This is a genomic window from Corallococcus sp. 4LFB (genome assembly GCF_046520365.1).
Classification (GTDB): Bacteria; Myxococcota; Myxococcia; order Myxococcales; family Myxococcaceae; genus Corallococcus; species Corallococcus caeni.
Genome location: NZ_JBKGHJ010000136.1, coordinates 1 through 17,441, shown reverse-complemented (window position 1 = coordinate 17,441; position 17,441 = coordinate 1). Strand labels below are relative to the sequence as shown.

Genomic DNA, 17,441 nt, shown 5'->3' with positions numbered 1-17,441 from the left:
CCGAAGGGCGACACGGGCGCGGCCGGTCCGACAGGCCCCACGGGAGCGATAGGCCCCGCGGGCGCGACGGGGCCCATGGGACCGACCGGTCCACAGGGCGCCGCGGGACCGCAGGGACCGCAAGGACCGTCGGGCACGCAGGGGCTCTACGGCGACGGTTCGGCGGGCGCGTTCAGCGTAGCCTCCGGCCAGACCGTGGACCTCACCCAGCCCGCCGGTGTGTCCCTGTTGCCAGCGGGCTTCAACCTCCAGTTCAGCAGCATCACCATCAGCGGGACGCTCATCGTTCCCAGCGGCACGGTGCTGCGCTCCTCCGGAGACATCACGGTGAACGGCACGATCACCGTGCAGCCAGGGGCGGAAGACGTGGGTAACGGCGAGGCCCCCACGGGCGTCGCCCGGACCGCGGCGACTAACTACAATGGAGGCGCGGGGCTGACGTCGTTCCAGGGCGCCCAGGTGCGCCGGGTGCAATCGGCGTCGGGCGGAGCTGGTGCGCGGATCTACGCGGGGGCCGGAGGTGGCGCGGGCGGCGGCGCGCTGCTGCTGGCTGCGCGCGGCAACATCCGCATCGTCACAGGGGCCAACATCAACGCGAACGGACAGGACGGCGTGAGCACGGCGGTTGCGAGTGTCGCCGTCGTGGGCACAGGCGGCGGCGGCGGCGGCATCGTGCTCGTCGCGGCGAAGGGAAGCATCACGCTGGGCGGCACCATCCGTGTTCAGGGCGGCAACGGCTCGAACGGCTACAACGGCAACGGTGGCTCGGGTGAAGGCGGCGGCGGAGGTGGTGGTGGCGGTATCGTCCACTTCATCTCCTCCACGTCCCCCAGCGTGACGGGCTTCGTGATAACGGCGGGAGGCGCGGCGGGAGCTAACGACCCGGGTGGTACTAGCGCGGCTCCTGGTGGTGGTGGCGGTGGCAGCGGTGGCAATGGCGGCAACGCGGGCGGTACCGTCCCGACCACGACGACCGTCGTGAACCCGTCAGCGGGCACCGGCGGCTACTTCCTCCAGACGGTCGCCCCGGAGCCGGAGTCGCTGCTGGGCCTGTGAGCACGGGCCTTCACGGGACCGGCGTGCTCACCTGACGCCGGTTCCGGAGCCGCCCTCCGGAGCCCGCCATTCAAGCTCCAGGTACGGCGACGTCGCGTCACCTCCTGGCACGGGCGTGAAGCCGTGCCGGGTGTAGAGCCGCAGCGCCGGGTTGTCGCGCGTGACGTGCAGCCGCACGGGCACGCGCGCTCGCGCCGCCTCCGCCTGGATCCCGTTCAAGAGCAGCGTGCCCAGGCCGCGTCCCCGGTGCGAGGGCAGCAGGGCCATGTCCACCAGCAGCACCTCCGCGGGCGTGGGCACCCGCCACTGGCGGCCCACCGGGACCCCGTCCACTTCGATGAGGGCATGGCCCTCCGAGGGGTACTTCGCCGCGTAGTGGCGGGCCTGGGCCTGGTACTGCACGCGCAGGAACAGCTCCGCTTGCGCGGGCGGCAGGCCCCAGGCGGCCAGCTCCTGCTCGCGCGTGCTCGCGTAGAGCGTGAAGAGGAACGCGTCGTCCTGGGGCGTGACGGGGCGCAGGCGTGGCGCGAAGGGCGGGGGCGTCGTCACGGTGGGTCCTTCCGCGTTGCGTGAGGGGCCACGGGCCAGGACGCCCCTCACGGGCCCTGGACCATATCCGTCACCCCTCCCCGGCCGCCCGCCCACCCACCTGCCCGGTCCTGATGCGGTGCGTTGCAGGGGGGCCTCGCAACTCCCGGCGGCTTTCCGCGATAATCCCAGTCAAAGCAGCACTTGATTTCTGGGGAGAGAAGCCATGGGGGTTGACGGAATTGGCCGCGGCGGCGCACGCCCGGCGGTGAGCACGGATGCTTCGCAGAACGCACGGCCGGTGGTGAGCCCCCGTCCGCAGACGAACGCGAACCCGGTCGGTGATTTCTTCAAGGACTCCTTCGACAAGGCCAAGAGCACCGGCGGCGTCGTTGGCGGCATCATCGGGGGCGTGCTGGGCGGCCCGGTGGGCGGCATCATCGGCGGCCAGGTGGGCGGCGCCATCAGCGACGCCATCCAGGCCTCCAAGGACGCGGCCAAGCTGCAGGAGACCAAGGACGTCCTGCGCAACTCGCCCACGGGCGCGGCCGCCGTGCAGTACATGGAGGACCACGACATCCCGGTGGAGTTCGCCGACGGTGGTGGCTCCTACTGGGACGGCAACAAGATCGTCATCGACCGCAGCCAGGACCCGCAGGAAGCGGCCCTGACGCTGGTGCATGAGATCAACCACGCGAAGGCGACCATCGACGGTCCCCGCGCGGACGTGCAGAACCAGACGCGCGACGACTACGTGAACACGCTCCTCAACGAGGAGACGCGCGGCACGGTGGACAGCATCCGGGCGAAGAACGAGCTGGTCGCCGCCGGCGACAACGTCACCGCCACCTTCCCGCTGGAGGCCGAGTACAACGCCGCCTCCCAGACGGCCATCGACGCGGCGAAGGCGAAGGACCCGTCGCTCACCGAAGCGCAACTGCGTGAAATCGGCGACAAGGCGGGATACGATGCGGTCCTCAACGGCTTCAGGACGGGCGCGGTGGTGACCAGCACCAACGGTCAGAACTACCCCGACTACTACGGCCAGGGCTGGGACGCGGCGCACCCGTCACGCTAAATGCATCGTGTCCTCGTCGCAGCCTTGTGGTTGATGGCCACCACGCACTGTGACACGGCCCGGCCCGTGAAGGCCGGGCCCCAGGAGGAACCGAAGGTGAATGCGGACGCCGAGACGTTGCAGCGCATCGAGCGGGTGGACCCGGTGCACGCCGGGACCATCCAGCAGAACCTGGCGGCGACGGCCTTCACGCGCCAGCCGCTGGGCTTCTACCAGCGCTTCCAGTTGGTGACGGTGGACGTGCGGTTGCCGCACCGGGCGCTGCGCTTCAAGTACGCGGACGACGGCAAGGTCGCGGTCAACCTCACGCCGGCCACCGCCGAGGCCATCTACAAGGTCAACCAGGACGAGGCGCTGAGCCTGGAGGCCGCGGAGGTCCCGGCCTACCTGCGCTTCTTCGTGGAGAACACCGAGGGCGGCAAGCGCCGGCTGGTGGAGCGCGCGGAGGACGTGCAGTGGCTGCCCGCCACGAACACGGACGCGGCGCTCGGCGCGCGCAAGGCGGAGGCCGTCGCGAAGCTGCACCCCGTGAAGGTCTCCGAAGGCGCGGAGGGCTTCCAGGCGTCCGCGCTGGTGCTCGTGGGCAACCAGCTGCTCGCGTGTGACTTCACCGTGCGCAAGGGCGGCAAGGTGCAGCTCGTGAATCAGCAGGTGGTGGCGGAGTCGCTGCCCGTGCCCGCCGTCCGCTGAAGCCGCGCCGCTCAGGCCTTCTTCGTGCGCTTGCGCGTCGCGGTCTTCTTCGCGGTGGCGGGCGCACGCTTCTTCGCCGTCGCACGGCGGGCCGCCACGGCGGTCCGCGTCTTCTTCGCACCGGAGCGCTTGGCGGCGGGCTTCGCGCGCTCTTGCGTCGCGTGGTAGCGCTCCAGCAGCTTCGTTCCCTTGGCGGCCAGCCGCTTCGCTCCGGCGGTGTCCTTGGGCACGGGTTCGCCCCAGGCGCGGGCGGACAGGGCGAGGCGCGTGGGCTCCCCCTGGTCGTTCACCATGGGCCCGCGCGGGTGGGTGAAGTGGCGGCGCAGGAAGCTGCCCTTGCGGCGCAGCTTCTCCGGCGTGTCCGCCTTGCCCTTCACGCCGGGCTTGAGGTTCGCGCCCTCCTTCTCGTGGAACCACTCGCGGCCCGCCGCCGTGAGGCCCCCCTTCGGATCCTTCAGGCGCTGACGGGTCGGGGAACGGGTCGGCATCGCGCGTGCTCCTCTCGGACTGGGGTGGAGGCTTCCGAAGGAGAGGTAGGTCGTCCCGGTCGCGTTGGCACGGGGTGACAGGCCGCCTGCTTCCTACGGCGTGGGCTTCGCCTCCGGAGGCCGCAGTGAATCCGCCAGCGCACGGATGGCGCGCGCGTGGGCGTGCCACGGGGCCTGGTCGTCTCCGAAGACGTCCAGCGGGCGCTGGGGAGGCAGTCCCCGCGCTTCGAAGTCCTGGCCCTTCATGTCCGTGTAGTGCTCGTTCGACAGGTGGACCGTCCACCCGTTGGGCAGCGGCTTGACGAGCATGTCGGAGAACGCGCCCCGCGTGGCCGTGCCCACCTGGACGACGTTCGGCAGCGCGCGCAGGGCCAGCGTGAGGACCTCGCCCGCGCTGACCGTGACGTCGCTCGTCACCACGTAGACCGGGCCGTGGAAGGAAGGTCGCGACGTGGGCTGGAGGGTGAACGTCTGGGGCGGGACGTCCTTCGCGCCCGTCGCCCACTTGGTGTACGCGCGCCGGGGTTGAGCCGTGAAGCGCTCCGCGAGGGCGCGAGCGACGGCGTCATGGCCGCCCCGGTTGTTGCTCACGTCCAGGATGAGCACGTCCGCGGTGCTGAAGGCCGTCAGCGCCTCGTCCAGCACCGGCTCCAGCGCCGCCAGCTCCTGCGCCAGCGTGGGGGCCGCCTCCTCCGTCCCGGTGACGAAGCCGCCCATCGTCAGCACGTTGAGGTAGGCGACGCGAGGCGCGGCGAAGCCCCAGAGGACGCGCTGGTTCGCTCCGACGTGCCCTTCGCCGCGCAGCACCGTCTGGAGGATGCCGTCGCGGTACGCGCGCATCCACTCGCGCTGCACCTCCCGCTTGGGCCGTCCCGTCGCCAGGGCGGCCTGCTCCAGCATCGCGAACGTGCCCGTGGGACGGGCCTCGTACGTCAACGTGCCGGAGGCGGCGTCGTCCGCGAGCAGCTCCACGTGCGCGTCGTTCAGCGACCGCAGCGCGTCCGCGAAGAGGGTGAACAGCGCGCGGCCGTCCATGTCCGGCGTCACCCGCGAGCGCTGTGCATCCATCCGGGCCAGCCAGTCCGGGTCGCGCTGGGGGAAGGAGGCGTAGTGCTCCGCGAAGGTCGCGCGGAACACGTCGAACAGCTCCAGCGCGCTCCACGCGCGGTGCACGTCGCAGTCCGCGGGCAGGGTGGCCAGCCGGTCGAAGCGGTAGCGCGTCTCCCCCGGCGCGGAGAGGAAGTCCCGGACGTCCGCGGAGGGCCCCGGCTCCTGGGTGCCGAACAGCTCCTTCAGCTCCGCCGTCGACGACGGATCCGGATAGCACCCCGCCGCCGTCTCGTGGTGCAGCCGCATCCCCTCCGGCGTCACCGTGAGCAGCCAGCCGTAGCCGCGCGAGCGCCACACGCCGTATCCGCCCGACGCGAGGTCCTTCGACGTGGCGCGCGGCGCGGCACACGCGGCGAGCAGGCCCACGAGGACGAGGGAGATGACCTTGCCGCGACTTGCTCCACCACCGGACACGTCGGCGCGAGCAGGGCGGGGGGACGCGGAGCGTGCGCTATAAACCTCGCGCGGGGTGGGGGTGGCCTGCCCGCCGACGGGAGACATCATGGGTGGAGTCGCTCGGAAGTTGGGGTGGGTGGCCTTGGCCCTGGCGGGGGCCTTCAGCCTGGGCGTGGTGGCGCTGCACCGGGGCGAGTCCATCAGCGCCATCTGGCTCGTGGTCGCCTCGGTCGCGGTGTTCATGCTGGGATATCGTTTCTACGGCCGGTTCATTGCCGAAAAAGCGCTCCAGCTGGACCCCTCGCGCGCCACCCCCGCCGAGCGCCGCAACGACGGCCTGGACTACGTGCCCACGGACCGGTGGGTCGTGTTCGGCCACCACTTCGCGGCCATCGCGGGCGCGGGCCCGCTGGTGGGGCCGGTGCTGGCGGCGCAGATGGGCTACCTGCCCGGCACGCTGTGGATCCTCGCGGGCGTGGTCGTGGCCGGCGCGGTGCAGGACTTCGTGACGCTGTTCCTGTCCGTGCGCCGCGACGGCAAGTCGCTGGGCGACATGGTGCGCATGGAGCTGGGGCCCGCGGCCGGCGTGACGGCGATGGTGGGCGTGCTGATGATCATGATGATCATCCTCGCGGTGCTGGCGCTGGTGGTGGTGAAGGCGCTGACGCACAGCCCGTGGGGCACCTTCACCGTGGCGATGACCATCCCCATCGCGGTGATGATGGGCCTGTACCTGCGCTACGCGCGCCCCGGCAAGGTGCTGGAGGTGTCCGTCGTCGGCTTCGTGCTGCTGATGCTCAGCATCTGGCTGGGCGGCCAGGTGTCCGAGTCCGCCACCTGGGGCCCCTGGTTCACCTTCGACAGCCGCACGCTGGCGTGGCTGCTCATCGGCTACGGGTTCTGCGCGGCGGTGCTGCCGGTGTGGCTCCTGCTCGCGCCGCGCGACTACCTGTCCACATTCCTGAAGATCGGCACCGTGCTGCTGCTGGCGGTGGGCATCGTGCTGGCGGCGCCGCACATGAAGATGCCGGCGGTGACGAGGTTCGTGGACGGCTCCGGGCCGGTGTTCTCCGGCAGCCTGTTCCCGTTCCTCTTCATCACCATCGCGTGCGGCGCGGTGTCCGGGTGGCACTCGCTCATCGCGTCCGGCACCACGCCGAAGATGCTGGCCACGGAAGGCGACGCGCGGCTCGTGGGCTACGGCGCCATGCTGATGGAGGCCTTCGTGGCCATCATGGCGCTCATCGCCGCGTCGGTGCTGGAGCCCGGCGTCTACTTCGCGATGAACTCGCCCGCGGCGCTCATCGGCACCAGCGCGGCGCAGGCGGCGACGACGCTCAGCCAGTGGGGCTTCGTCATCACCCCGGAGGTGCTGGAGCAGACGGCGCGCGACATCGGTGAGACCACCATCCTGTCGCGCGCGGGCGGTGCGCCGACCCTGGCGGTGGGCATGGCGCAGATCCTCCACGGCCTGGTGTCCGGGAAGGGGATGATGGCGTTCTGGTACCACTACGCCATCCTCTTCGAGGCCCTCTTCATCCTCACCACCGTGGACGCCGGCACGCGCGTGGGGCGCTTCATGATCCAGGAACTGGCGGGCCTGGTGTACGCGCCGCTCAGGCGCACGGAGTCCTGGGGCGCCAACCTGCTGGCCACCGCGCTGTGCGTGGCCGCCTGGGGCTACTTCCTCTACCAGGGCGTGGTGGATCCGCTGGGCGGCATCAACACGCTGTGGCCGCTGTTCGGCATCGCCAACCAGATGCTCGCCGCGGTGGCGCTGACGCTGGGCTGCGTGGCGCTGGTGAAGATGAAGCGCGAGCGCTACGTCTGGGTGCCCGGCATCCCCGCCGCGTGGCTGGTGCTGTGCACCCTCACCGCCGGCTTCCAGAAGGTGTTCGGCGGCGACGTGCGCGTGAGCTTCGTGGCCCACGCGCGGGCCTTCTCCCAGGCGATCGCCGAAGGGCGCGTCATCGCCCCCGCGAAGTCCGTGGAGGAGATGGAGGCCATCATCCGCAACGACTACCTGGATGCCGCCCTCACCGTGTTCTTCATGGTCGTCGTGGTGGCGACGGTGCTCTTCGGCGTGCGCGCCGCGCTCCGGGCCTGGCGCTCGCCGGTGGCCACCTCGCTGGAGACGCCCTACGTGGCCGCGGCCCTCCCGGTGAAGCCGTGAGGCTCATGCACGCGCTCCAGCACGGCTGGCGTCAGGCCGTGCGCACCGCACGCTCGATGATTGGCGTGCCGGACTACGACACCTATGTCGCCCACATGCGCCGTCACCACCCGGACCGCGCGGTGATGACCTACGCGGAGTTCTTCAACGACCGCCTCGAAGCCCGCTACCGCGCCGGAGGCGGCCGGTGCTGCTGAGGCGGGTGGTGGGCTACCTGCCGACGTGGGCGGGGGACGTGAACACGCCGCGGTACTCGAAGCTCTCGCGGCTGGAAGCGCTGTAGTCCGCGTGGGGCGGTGGGGCCGGTGGAAGGCCGGCCCCGTCACTCCGCAAGGGCCTTCGCGAGCGCATCGCGCAGCTTCGCGGCCAGCACCTGGAGGTGCGGGGGCTTCAGGAACGAGTAGTGGTCCCCGGGCACCGTGTGCGCGTCCAGCCCGCCGGGCGCGTAGGGGGCCCAGCCGTGGTCCCAGCGCGAGTCCTCCGCTTCGAACAGGGTGAAGGGCCCGCTGGCCGCGGGCGGTTCGTAGACCCAGGCCGCGTGCAGGTGGACCTCGAACGCGTGGCGCATCTCGCGCAGCGGCTGCTCCGCCGCGAACAGGGGCTGGCTGGCGGCTTCCAGGGCCTCCATCCACTGCTCGGGTGAGAGCCCGTCGTTCGCGGGCAGCGGCTGGCCGGAGGCGCGCAGCAGGTCCTCCAGGAACAGCGCGCTCAGCCGCGCCTTCGCGTCCGCGTCGTCCGGGTTGCCCGAGTGCAGGCTCGCGGAGGTGTCCAGCAGCGCGAGCAGCGCGACCTGTTCGCCTTCGCTCCGCAGCTGGTGGGCCATCTCCCACGCGATGCTTCCGCCCATGGACCAGCCGCCCAGCAGGTAGGGGCCATGGGGTTGGACCTCGCGAACCGCGCGCACGTAGAGGGCCGCCATCTCCGGGATGGATTCACAGGGCGGCTCCGCGCCGTCCAGGCCACGGGCCTGGAGTCCGTGGAAGGGCTGCTCCGGTCCCAGGGCACGGGCCAGCTCCGCGTAGGGCGCGACGTTGCCTCCCACCGCGTGGACGCAGAAGAAGGGACGGACGCCCTGCTCACCCTCCTGGATCGTGACGAGGGGCGACCAGCGTGCACCGCCGTCCCGGAGCAGGCCCGCCAGGTGCTCCACGGTGGGGTTCTGGAAGAGCGCCGCCACGGGCAGCGGACGGCCCAGCCTGGCGCGAATGGCGGACTGCAACCGCAGCGTCAGCAGCGAGTGCCCGCCCAGCTCGAAGAAGTTGTCGCGCACGCCAATGGGATGCACGCCCAGCACCTCCTCCCAGATGCGCACGAGCCGCAGCTCCAGCGGCGTCCGGGGACCGACCAGGGCCCGAGCGGAATCGCGGCCTCCTTCCGGCGCGGGCAGCGCCTTGCGGTTCACCTTGCCCGACGGCGTCAGGGGGAACTTCTCCATCGCGACCCAGCGCGCGGGCACCATGTATTCCGGCAGCCGCTGCTGGAGGAAGCCGCGCAGCGCGCTGACGTCGGGCGACTTGCCGGCGGCGCCCACCACCCAGGCCACCAGCCGCTTCTGGCCGCTCCCGTCGTCTCGCGCGTCGACGATGCAGTCCCGCACCGACGGGTGCTGCGACAGCGCCGCTTCGACTTCTCCCAGCTCGATGCGGAAGCCGCGCACCTTCACCTGCGCGTCGCGCCGGCCAAGGAACTCCAGCGAGCCGTCCGGCAGGTACCGGGCCCAGTCACCCGTGCGGTACAGCCGGCCTCCCGGCGTGGGGCTGGAGGGGTCGGGGATGAAGCGGTCGGCGGTGAGGCCGGGCTGGTCCAGGTAGCCGCGGCAGACCTGGACGCCGCCCACGTACAGCTCGCCCGTCACGCCCCTCGGCACCGGGCGCAGGTGCGCGTCCAGCACGTGGACGGCCACGTTGCCCAAGGGGCTTCCAATGGAGGGCAGGTCCGGCCACGCCGCCGGGTCTCCCTTCAGCGACAGCGACGTCACCGCGTGGGCTTCGGACGGTCCGTAGTGGTTGTGCAGCACGGCGCCCGTGCGCTTCATGAAGCGGCGGAGCGCGGGCGTCATGCGCAGCTGCTCGCCCGCGACCATGATCTCCCGGACGCGCGAGGGGAAGGTGCCCTCGCGCTCGGCCACCTCCGCCAGGTTCTGGAGCGCGACGAAGGGCATGAAGAACCGCTCGATGCCTGCGTCCTCCAGCAGCGCGAGGAGCTGGCTTGCGTCGCGGCGAACCTCGTCGGTGAGCAGCACCAGCTCACCGCCCGCGGCCCAGGTCGCGAACAGCTCCTGGAAGGACACGTCGAAGCTCAGCGCGGAGAACTGGAGCGTGCGCGCCCGCGGCGCCACCGAGTCCCCCACCTGCCAGTGGAGCAGTTCACCAGCGCCTCGTGGTGCATCGCGATGCCCTTGGGCGTGCCGGTGGAGCCGGAGGTGAAGATGACGTAGGTGAGCGCCTGCGCGTTGCCCAGCGGGGTGGGACGCGCGTCGGACTCGCGGGCGAGGACGTCCGCCTGCGTGTCCAGCTCCAGCGCCAGCGCGGCGCCGCCATCCAGGACGCCGCGCAGCGCCCGCGACGTGAGCAGCACCGCCGCGCCTGAAGCCTGGAGCATCGCGGCGAGCCGCTCCGGCGGATAGGCCGGATCCAGCGGCACGTAGGCGCCCCCGGCCTTGAGCGTTCCCAGCACCGCCACGGCCAGCTCCAGCGAGCGGTGCAGATGGATGCCCACGCGGACGTCGGCGCGCACGCCGTGCCGGCGCAGGTGGTGCGCGAGCTGGTTCGAGCGCCGCTCCAGCTCTCCGTAGGTGAGCGTCTGCTCTCCGAAGCGCACCGCGATCGCGTCGGGCGTGCGCGTGGCCGTGGCCTCGAAGAAGGCGTGGACACTGGACACGGCGGGGTAGGGCACGGAGCGGAGCGTCCACTGCGCGAGCTGTCGTTGCTCCGCGTCGGTGAGCAGGGGCAGCGTGGCCAGGGGGGCGTCCGGTGCCGCGAGCGCGCTTTCGAGGAGCTGTGCGTAGTGGTCCGCGAAGCGCGCGACCGTGTCCTCGTCGAAGAGGGCGGTGTTGTACTCCCAGGCACTCGACCAGCCTTCGGGCGACTCACGCACGAAGAGGGTGAGGTCGAACTTGGCCATGCCGGGCTCGAAGGTGAGCGCGCGCACGGAGACGCCGGGCAGCTCCCAGGGCGCACCCGCGTTCTGGAAGACGAACATCACCTGGAACAGCGGCGAGCGGCTCAGGTCCCGCGAGGGGACGAGCGCGTCGACGAGCTGCTCGAAGGGCATGTCCTGGTGGGCGTAGGCGCCGAGGCAGGCCTCACGCACACGGCCCAGCAGGGTGCGGAAGTTCTCCGCGCCGGAGGCGTCCACGCGCAGGGCGAGGGTGTTGGTGAAGAAGCCGATGAGGTTCTCCACCTCGCGACGGCCGCGCCCGGCGATGGGCGTGCCGATGACGAGGTCCTCCTGGCCGCTGTGGCGGGCGAGCAGCGCGTGGAAGCCCGCGAGCAGCAGCATGAAGGGCGTGACGCCCGCATCGCGCGCCAGCGATTGAATGGCGGCCGGGAGAGAGGCGGGCAGCGGACGTGCGAGCTGAAGGCCCTTGAAGGACTGCACGGGGGGGCGCGGCCTGTCCGTGGGCAGGTCCAGCGTGGGAGGCGCGCCCTCCAGGTGTTGCTTCCACCACGTGCGCTGCTCCTCCAGCGCGGCTCCCTGCATCACCTGCCGCTGCCAGGTGGCGAAGTCCGGGTACTGCACGGGGAGCCGGGGCAGGGCAGGGGCTTCGTGCCGCAGGCTTGAGGCGTAGAGGGCCTTGAGCTCACGCACCAGGATGTCGATGGACCAGAAGTCACAGACGATGTGGTGCATCACCAGCAGCAGCGCGTGCCGTTCCGGCGCGGTGCGAACCAGCGTGGCGCGCACGAGAGGGCCGTGCTCCAGGTCGAAGGGCTTGCGCACCTCCGCCTCCGCGCGCTGGCGGAGCGCTTCGTCCGAGCCCTCCTCGAACGAGAGCGTCAGGGGCTGGTGCTCGCGGACGTGCTGCACGGGCTGGCCGTGCGCTTCGGAGAAGGTGGTGCGCAGGGCTTCGTGGCGCTGGACGAGCGCGTCCAACGCGGCCTCCAGCGCACGGGCGTCCAGTGGCCCTTCCAGCTGGAAGAAGAAGGGCACGTTGTACGCGTAGCCTTCCGGATCCAACCGCGCGAGGAACCACAGCCGCTGCTGCGCGAAGGACAGCGGCAGGGGCTGCTCGCGCGACACCTCGACGATGGGCGGCGTCGGCGTCCCCTGGCCTCCCTTCTTCAAGACCTCCAGGCGCTCGGCGAAGCGGGCCACCGTGGGCGCTTCGAAGAGCAGGCGCACCGGGACGTCCTGCTGGAGCACGTCCCGCAGGCGCGACACCACGCGCGTGGCCAGGAGCGAGTGGCCCCCCAGCTCGAAGAAGTTGTCGTGCGCGCCCACGCGGCTCACGCGCAAGAGGGGCGCCCACAGCTCCGCGACCAGGGCCTCCCAGCCCTCGCGTGGCGCGACGTAGGTGTCCCTGCTCCCGCCCGCGTCCGGTGCGGGCAGGGCCTTGCGGTCCACCTTCCCTGAGGGCGTGAGCGGCAGCCGGTCCAGCTTCACGATGGCGGAGGGCACCATGTGTCCCGGCAGCCTCGCGACGAGGCCGGCGCGCAGCGCGACCGGTTCCACCTCCGCGCCCACGACGTAGGCCACCAGCCGCTTGTCTCCGGGGACGTCCTCGCGCACGACGACGACCGCGTCCGCGACCCCGTCGGAGTCCTTGAGGGCGGTCTCGAGCTCTCCCGGCTCGATGCGGAAGCCGCGCAGCTTCACCTGCGAGTCGTTCCGGCCCAGGAAGTCGAGCACGCCGTTGGCGCGCCACCGCGCGCGGTCTCCCGTGCGATACAGCCGTGCTCCCGGCGTGGTGCTGAACGGATGCGGGACGAAGCGCTCCGCCGTCAGGTCCGGCCGGTGCAGGTAGCCCCACGCCAGGCCGTCTCCGCCCACGTACAGCTCGCCCGCGACGCCCACGGGCGCCGGGGCTCCCAGCGCGTCCAGCACGTAGGCCTGCGAGTTGGCGATGGGATGGCCGATGGAAATGGGCGCCTTCGCGTCACCGGGCACGGTCAGCCGGTGCGCGGTGGAGATGGTCGTGTTCTCCGTGGGGCCGTAGGCGTTGACGATGACCTGCCCCTCGTCCAGCAGCCTGCGCGCCGCCACCGGGGACATCACATCCCCGCCCGTCATCACCTGCCGCACTCCCGCGAGCGCGCGGGGCTGTGCCTGCACCATCTGCTCGAACAGCGCGGTGGTGAGGAACAGCGCGCTGATGCCCTCGCGCACCAGCGTGGCACCCAGCTCCTCCAGCGAGGGCTGATGCGCCGGGAAGACGACCAGCTTCGCGCCGTGGAGCAGGGCGCCCCACAGCTCCAGGGTCGCGGCGTCGAAGGAGATGGGCGCGAGCTGGAGGAAGACCTCTTCCGGCCCGAACCGCGCGTAGGACGTGCCCGTCACCAGCCGCACCACGCCCCGGTGCGGGATGCACACGCCCTTGGGCCGGCCGGTGCTGCCGGACGTGTACATGACGTAGGCCAGGGCCTCCGGGGGCACGGTGAGGCGCGGCGCCTGCGTGGACTCCTTCGCGAACGCACTCCACGACGGCTCCAGCACCACCACCCGCGCCTCCACCGCCGGAAGCTTCGCCTCCTGGCCCGGCTGCACGAGCAGCACCGGCAGCCGCGTGTCCTGGACCATGAAGAGGAGGCGCTCGGCCGGGTAGGAGGGATCCAGCGGGACGTAGGCGCCTCCGGCCTTGAGGATGGCCAGCGTGGCCACCACCAGCTCCAACGAGCGGCCCGTGCACAGGCCCACCAGGGTGCCCAGGCCCACGCCCAGGCCGCGCAGGTGGTGCGCGAGCTGGTTGGCGCGGGCGTCCAGCTCCGCGTACGTCAGCTGGCTGCCTTCGAACGCCACCGCGATGGCGTGCGGCGTGCGCGCGGCCTGCGCCTCGAAGAGGGCGGACAACGACGCGTCGCGCGGATAGGCGGCGCGGGTGTCGTTCCAGGCCACCAGCAGCCGGTGGCGCTCCTCCTCGGAGAGCAGCGGGATGCGGGCGAGGGGCTGCTCCAGCCCGGAGACGGCGGCCTCCAGCAGGCGCGTGTAGTGCGCGGCCATGCGCGCCACCGTCGCCTCCTCGAAGAGGGCGGTGTTGTACTCCCAGAGGAAGCCCAGGCCGTCCTGGGCCTCCTGCGCGAAGAGGGTGAGGTCGAACTTCGACATCCCCGTCTCCACGTCCAGCGGCTCCACGGCCAGCTCCGGCAGGGCCTTCGCCGGGGCGCCTCCGGCGTTCTGGAGGACGAACATCACCTGGAACAGCGGCGCGCGGCGGGTGTCTCGCTCGGGCTGGAGCGCGTCCACCAGCTGCTCGAAGGGCAGGTCCTGGTGGGCGAAGGCCTCCAGCGTGACGTCGCGCGCGAGCCCCACGAGGTCGCGGAAGGTCGCGTCCCGGGGCGCGCGGATGCGCAGGGGCACCGTGTTGATGAAGAAGCCGACGAGCCCCTCCAGCTCCTGGCGCTGACGGCCCGCGAGCGGCGCTCCGATGACGACGTCGTCCTGGCCGCTGTAGCGGGAGAGCAGGGCGTGGAAGCCCGCCAGCAGCATCATGAAGGGCGTCACGCCGTGACGCTGGCCCAGCGCCTCCACGGCCCGTGACAGCGCGGGCGAGGCCTTCCATGCCAGGTGCGCGCCCTCGAAGGTCTGCACCGCCGGACGCGCCAGGTCCGTGGGCAGCATCAGGGCGGGCGGCGCGTCCTGGAGCCGGGCCTTCCACCACCCGAGCCGCGCGTCCACGACCGTGCCCACCCAGGCCAGGCGCTGCCAGCGCGCGTAGTCCGCGGGCTGGAGGGACAGCGCGGGCAGCCGCGCCTCGGCCCCGCCCGTCTCCTCGCGGTAGAGCGCCGTCAGCTCGCGCTCCATCACGCCCAGCGACCAGCCGTCGCAGATGATGTGGTGCAGCGTGACGAGCAGGGCATGGTCCCCGTCCCCCACGCGGACCAGCGTCGCGCGCAGCAGGGGGCCCGGCGAGTCGAAGGGGCGGCGCACCTCCTCCTCCGCCCGGCGCGTGAGCGCTCGCGGCGAGGACACCTGCTCGCGGCGCAAGGGCACCTCCAGCGCCGGCGCGATGCGCTGCACCGGCTGGCCTGGTGCTCCACGAACGTCGTGCGCAGGGCTTCGTGGCGCTGGACCAGGCGCTGGAGGCTCCGCTCCAGCGCGCCCGCGTCCAGGGGGCCCGTCCAGCGCGTGAACCAGGGCAGGTTGTAGGAGAACCCGTCCGGATCCATCCGGGTGAGGAACCACAGCCGCTCCTGCGCGAAGGACAGGGGCGGCGTCTCGCCCGGCGGGCGCGGCACGAGCGGCGGCTCCGCGTCCGGGCCGGCCTCCGGCTTCAGCGAGGACAGGTGCTCCGCCAGCTCCTCCACGGTGGGGAAGGCGAACAGCGCGCGCACGGGCAGGTCCACCTGGAGCCGGTCGCGCAGCCGCGCCGTCACCTGCGTCGCCAGCAGGGAGTGGCCGCCCAGCTCGAAGAAGCTGTCCGTCGCGCCCACGCGCGGCAGGCCAGCAGCGCGGCGAAGACGGCCGCCACCTCCGTCTCCAGCGGCGTGCGCGGGGCCACGAAGGCCCGGGCCCCTTCCGCGTCCTCGCCCGGCGCGGGCAGGGCGCGGCGGTCCAGCTTGCCGCTGGGGGTGAGGGGGAACGCGTCCAGCAGCACGAAGGCCGCGGGCACCATGTACTCCGGCAGCCGTTCGCGCAGCGCCGCCTTGAGCGCCCCGGCGTCCCCGGCCGTCCCCGGCTGCGTCACCACGTAGGCCACCAGGTGCTTGCCCCGGGCCTCGTCGTCGCGGGCCACCACCGCCACGTCCTTCACGCCCGGCAGCCTCGCCACCGCCGCCTCCACCTCCGGCAGCTCGATGCGGTAGCCGCGCAGCTTCACCTGCGCGTCGCGCCGGCCCAGGAACTCCAGCGTGCCGTCCGGCAGGTACCTCGCGAAGTCCCCGGTGCGGTACCTCCGCGCGCCCGGGTGAGGGCTCAGCGGATCCGGCACGAAGCGCTCCGCCGTCAGGTCCGGCCGGTGCAGGTAGCCTCTCGCCAGCCCCGCGCCGCCAATGAACAGCTCGCCCGCGACGCCCACCGGCACCGGCTCGCCGCGCGCGTCCAGCAGGTACGTGCGCGCGTTGGTGATGGTGCGGCCAATGGGCGGCAGGTCCGGCCACGCGTCCGGGTTGCCCTTCAGCACGTGGGCGGAGGCCGCGTGCGTCTCCGTGGGGCCGTAGTGGTTGTCCAGCACGCACCCGTCCAGCGCGTGGAGCAGCCTGCGCAGCGCGGGCGTCATCCGCAGTTGCTCGCCCGCGGTGTTGATCTCCTTGAGCGACGTGGGCACCAGGCCCTCCGCGTCCGCCACCTCCGCCAGGTGCTGGAGCGCCACGAAGGGCAGGAAGATGCGCTCGACGCCGTGGGCGCGCATCAGCGTGAGCAGGGCCCGGCCGTCGCGCCGCGTGTCCTCCGGCATGAGCACCAGCTCTCCGCCCGCGGCGAAGGTGGGCAGCATCTCCTGGAAGCACACGTCGAAGCTGAGCGCGGAGAACTGGAGCGTGCGCCCCCTGGGCGCGGCGGAGCGGCGCACCTGCCACTGGATGAGGTTGAGCAGCGGGCGGTGCGGCATGGCCACGCCCTTGGGCACGCCCGTGGAGCCGGACGTGAAGATGACGTAGGCCAGCGTGTCCGGGCCTCCCACGGGCGCGGGCGCCGTGTCGGGCGTGCCGGGGTCGTCCTCCAGGAACAGCCGCTCCACGCCGTCCTCCGGCAGGCCGGACGCCAGCGAGCGCCGCGTGACGAGCACCTTCGCGCGCGACGTCTGGAGCATCAGCGCCAGCCGCTCCGGCGGATAGGCCGGATCCAACGGGCAGTAGGCCGCCCCCGACTTGAGGATGCCCAGCACGCCCACCGCCAGCTCCAGCGAGCGGTCCACGCACAGCCCCACCGCCGTGTCCGGCGCCACGCCGCGCGCCCTCAGCGCATGGGCCACGCGGTTCGCGCGGGCCTCCAGCTGCGCGTACGTCAGGTGCGCGTCCCCGAAGCGCACCGCCACCGCGTCCGGGCTCCTGCGCACGCTGTCCTCGAAGAGGGCGTGCACCCCGGAGCGCACCGGCACCTGCGCGAAGGTGTCGTTCCAGTCCACCACCGCGCGCTCCCGCTCGCGCGCCGTCAGCAGGGGCAGCGCGGACACGGGGGACTCGGGCCGGGCGATGGCGCCCTCCAGCAGCCGGGCGTAGTGGGCGGCCATGCGGGCCACCGTCGCCTCGTCGAAGAGGTCCGCGTTGTACTCCCAGCGGGCCTCCAGGCCGCCCGGGTCCTCGTAGAGGAAGAGGGTGACGTCGAAGCGCGCGACGCCGGGCTCGAAGTCCACCTCCGTCACGGTGAGGCCGGGCCACTTGAGCGCGGCCCACGGCGAATGCACGTGCACGAACATCGCCTGGAACAGCGGCGAGCGGCTGGGTCGCGCTGGGGCACCAGCAGGTCCACCAGCTGCTCGAAGGGCAGGTCCTGGTGCGCGTACGCGCCCAGGCACACGTCGCGCACGCGGCCCAGCAGCGCGAGGAACGTCGGGTCACCGGACGCGTCCAGCCGCAGCGCCAGCGTGTTGGCGAAGAAGCCGACGAGCCGCTCCACCTCGCGGCGGCCGCGCCCCGCCACGGGCGTGCCCACCACCAGGTCCTCCTGCCCGCTGTAGCGCAGCAGCAGCACCTGGAACGCCGCGAGCAGCGCCATGTACGGCGTGACGGCGGCCTTGCGGCTCAGCTCGCGCAGGCCCGTGGCCAGGGCCGGGGGCATGGGCAGGCGGTACACCGCGCCCCGGGACGTCTGGCGCGGCGGGCGGGGC

The 17,441-nt window shown here is 72.4% G+C and carries 11 protein-coding genes and 2 pseudogenes; 5 read left to right on the top strand and 8 right to left on the bottom strand.

The window, feature by feature from the left end:
* Positions 1-1,056: pseudogene (locus ACLEQD_RS16895) on the top strand (collagen-like protein); the annotation flags it as partial.
* 27 nt (positions 1,057-1,083) lie between these two features.
* Here the strand turns inward: ACLEQD_RS16895 and ACLEQD_RS16890 are convergent.
* Complete coding sequence (locus tag ACLEQD_RS16890; RefSeq protein WP_410385217.1) at positions 1,084-1,605, bottom strand: GNAT family N-acetyltransferase; 522 nt, start codon at positions 1,603-1,605, stop codon at positions 1,084-1,086.
* A 205-nt stretch (positions 1,606-1,810) separates the two neighbouring features.
* Here ACLEQD_RS16890 and ACLEQD_RS16885 point away from each other — a divergent pair, with 205 nt between their 5' ends.
* Both ACLEQD_RS16885 and ACLEQD_RS16880 read left to right on the top strand, forming a co-directional pair.
* On the top strand, positions 1,811-2,662 hold the full coding sequence (locus ACLEQD_RS16885; RefSeq protein WP_410385215.1) for a hypothetical protein: 852 nt from the start codon (positions 1,811-1,813) through the stop codon (positions 2,660-2,662).
* A gap of 96 nt (positions 2,663-2,758) precedes the next feature.
* Complete coding sequence (locus ACLEQD_RS16880) at positions 2,759-3,352, top strand: hypothetical protein (protein WP_410385214.1); 594 nt, start codon at positions 2,759-2,761, stop codon at positions 3,350-3,352.
* An 11-nt stretch (positions 3,353-3,363) separates the two neighbouring features.
* Here ACLEQD_RS16880 and ACLEQD_RS16875 read toward each other — a convergent pair whose 3' ends face one another.
* Positions 3,364-3,840 (bottom strand): DUF6321 domain-containing protein, encoded by a 477-nt coding sequence (locus ACLEQD_RS16875; RefSeq protein WP_410385212.1) that lies wholly within the window; start codon positions 3,838-3,840, stop codon positions 3,364-3,366.
* Between the two features lie 93 nt (positions 3,841-3,933).
* Positions 3,934-5,454: a S41 family peptidase gene (locus ACLEQD_RS16870; protein WP_410385210.1), complete on the bottom strand. Its 1,521-nt coding sequence runs from the start codon at positions 5,452-5,454 to the stop codon at positions 3,934-3,936.
* 28 nt (positions 5,455-5,482) lie between these two features.
* On the opposite strand from ACLEQD_RS16870, the gene ACLEQD_RS16865 reads away from it, so the two are divergent.
* Positions 5,483-7,519, top strand: coding sequence for a carbon starvation CstA family protein (locus tag ACLEQD_RS16865; protein ID WP_410385209.1), 2,037 nt, complete (start codon positions 5,483-5,485; stop codon positions 7,517-7,519).
* Positions 7,520-7,524: 5 nt separating this feature from the next.
* Complete coding sequence (locus tag ACLEQD_RS16860) at positions 7,525-7,716, top strand: YbdD/YjiX family protein (protein WP_171420473.1); 192 nt, start codon at positions 7,525-7,527, stop codon at positions 7,714-7,716.
* A 125-nt stretch (positions 7,717-7,841) separates the two neighbouring features.
* Here the strand turns inward: ACLEQD_RS16860 and ACLEQD_RS16855 are convergent, their stop codons facing one another.
* The 5 genes and pseudogenes from ACLEQD_RS16855 to ACLEQD_RS16835 all read right to left on the bottom strand — a co-directional run.
* Positions 7,842-9,857, bottom strand: a complete 2,016-nt coding sequence (locus ACLEQD_RS16855; protein WP_410385207.1) for an alpha/beta fold hydrolase — start codon at positions 9,855-9,857, stop codon at positions 7,842-7,844.
* Positions 9,818-13,573: an amino acid adenylation domain-containing protein gene (locus ACLEQD_RS16850; protein WP_410385219.1), complete on the bottom strand. Its 3,756-nt coding sequence runs from the start codon at positions 13,571-13,573 to the stop codon at positions 9,818-9,820. The genes ACLEQD_RS16855 and ACLEQD_RS16850 overlap by 40 nt, the downstream gene beginning before the upstream one ends.
* Before the next feature lie 60 nt (positions 13,574-13,633).
* A pseudogene (locus ACLEQD_RS16845) lies at positions 13,634-15,108 on the bottom strand (condensation domain-containing protein); the annotation flags it as partial.
* Positions 15,048-17,024, bottom strand: coding sequence for a non-ribosomal peptide synthetase (locus ACLEQD_RS16840; protein WP_410385205.1), 1,977 nt, complete (start codon positions 17,022-17,024; stop codon positions 15,048-15,050). The gene ACLEQD_RS16840 and the pseudogene ACLEQD_RS16845, both read right to left, overlap by 61 nt.
* The coding region (locus tag ACLEQD_RS16835; RefSeq protein WP_410385203.1) for a condensation domain-containing protein at positions 16,973-17,441 on the bottom strand (469 nt) is incomplete at its 5' end. The genes ACLEQD_RS16835 and ACLEQD_RS16840, both read right to left, overlap by 52 nt.

Coding starts and splice junctions, on each gene's coding strand:
- ACLEQD_RS16885 (WP_410385215.1), top strand. CDS start 1,811: ATGGGGGTTGACGGAATTGGCCGCGGCGGCGCACGCCCGGCGGTGAGC.
- ACLEQD_RS16860 (WP_171420473.1), top strand. CDS start 7,525: ATGCACGCGCTCCAGCACGGCTGGCGTCAGGCCGTGCGCACCGCACGC.
- ACLEQD_RS16870 (WP_410385210.1), bottom strand. CDS start 5,454: ATGATGTCTCCCGTCGGCGGGCAGGCCACCCCCACCCCGCGCGAGGTT.
- ACLEQD_RS16875 (WP_410385212.1), bottom strand. CDS start 3,840: ATGCCGACCCGTTCCCCGACCCGTCAGCGCCTGAAGGATCCGAAGGGG.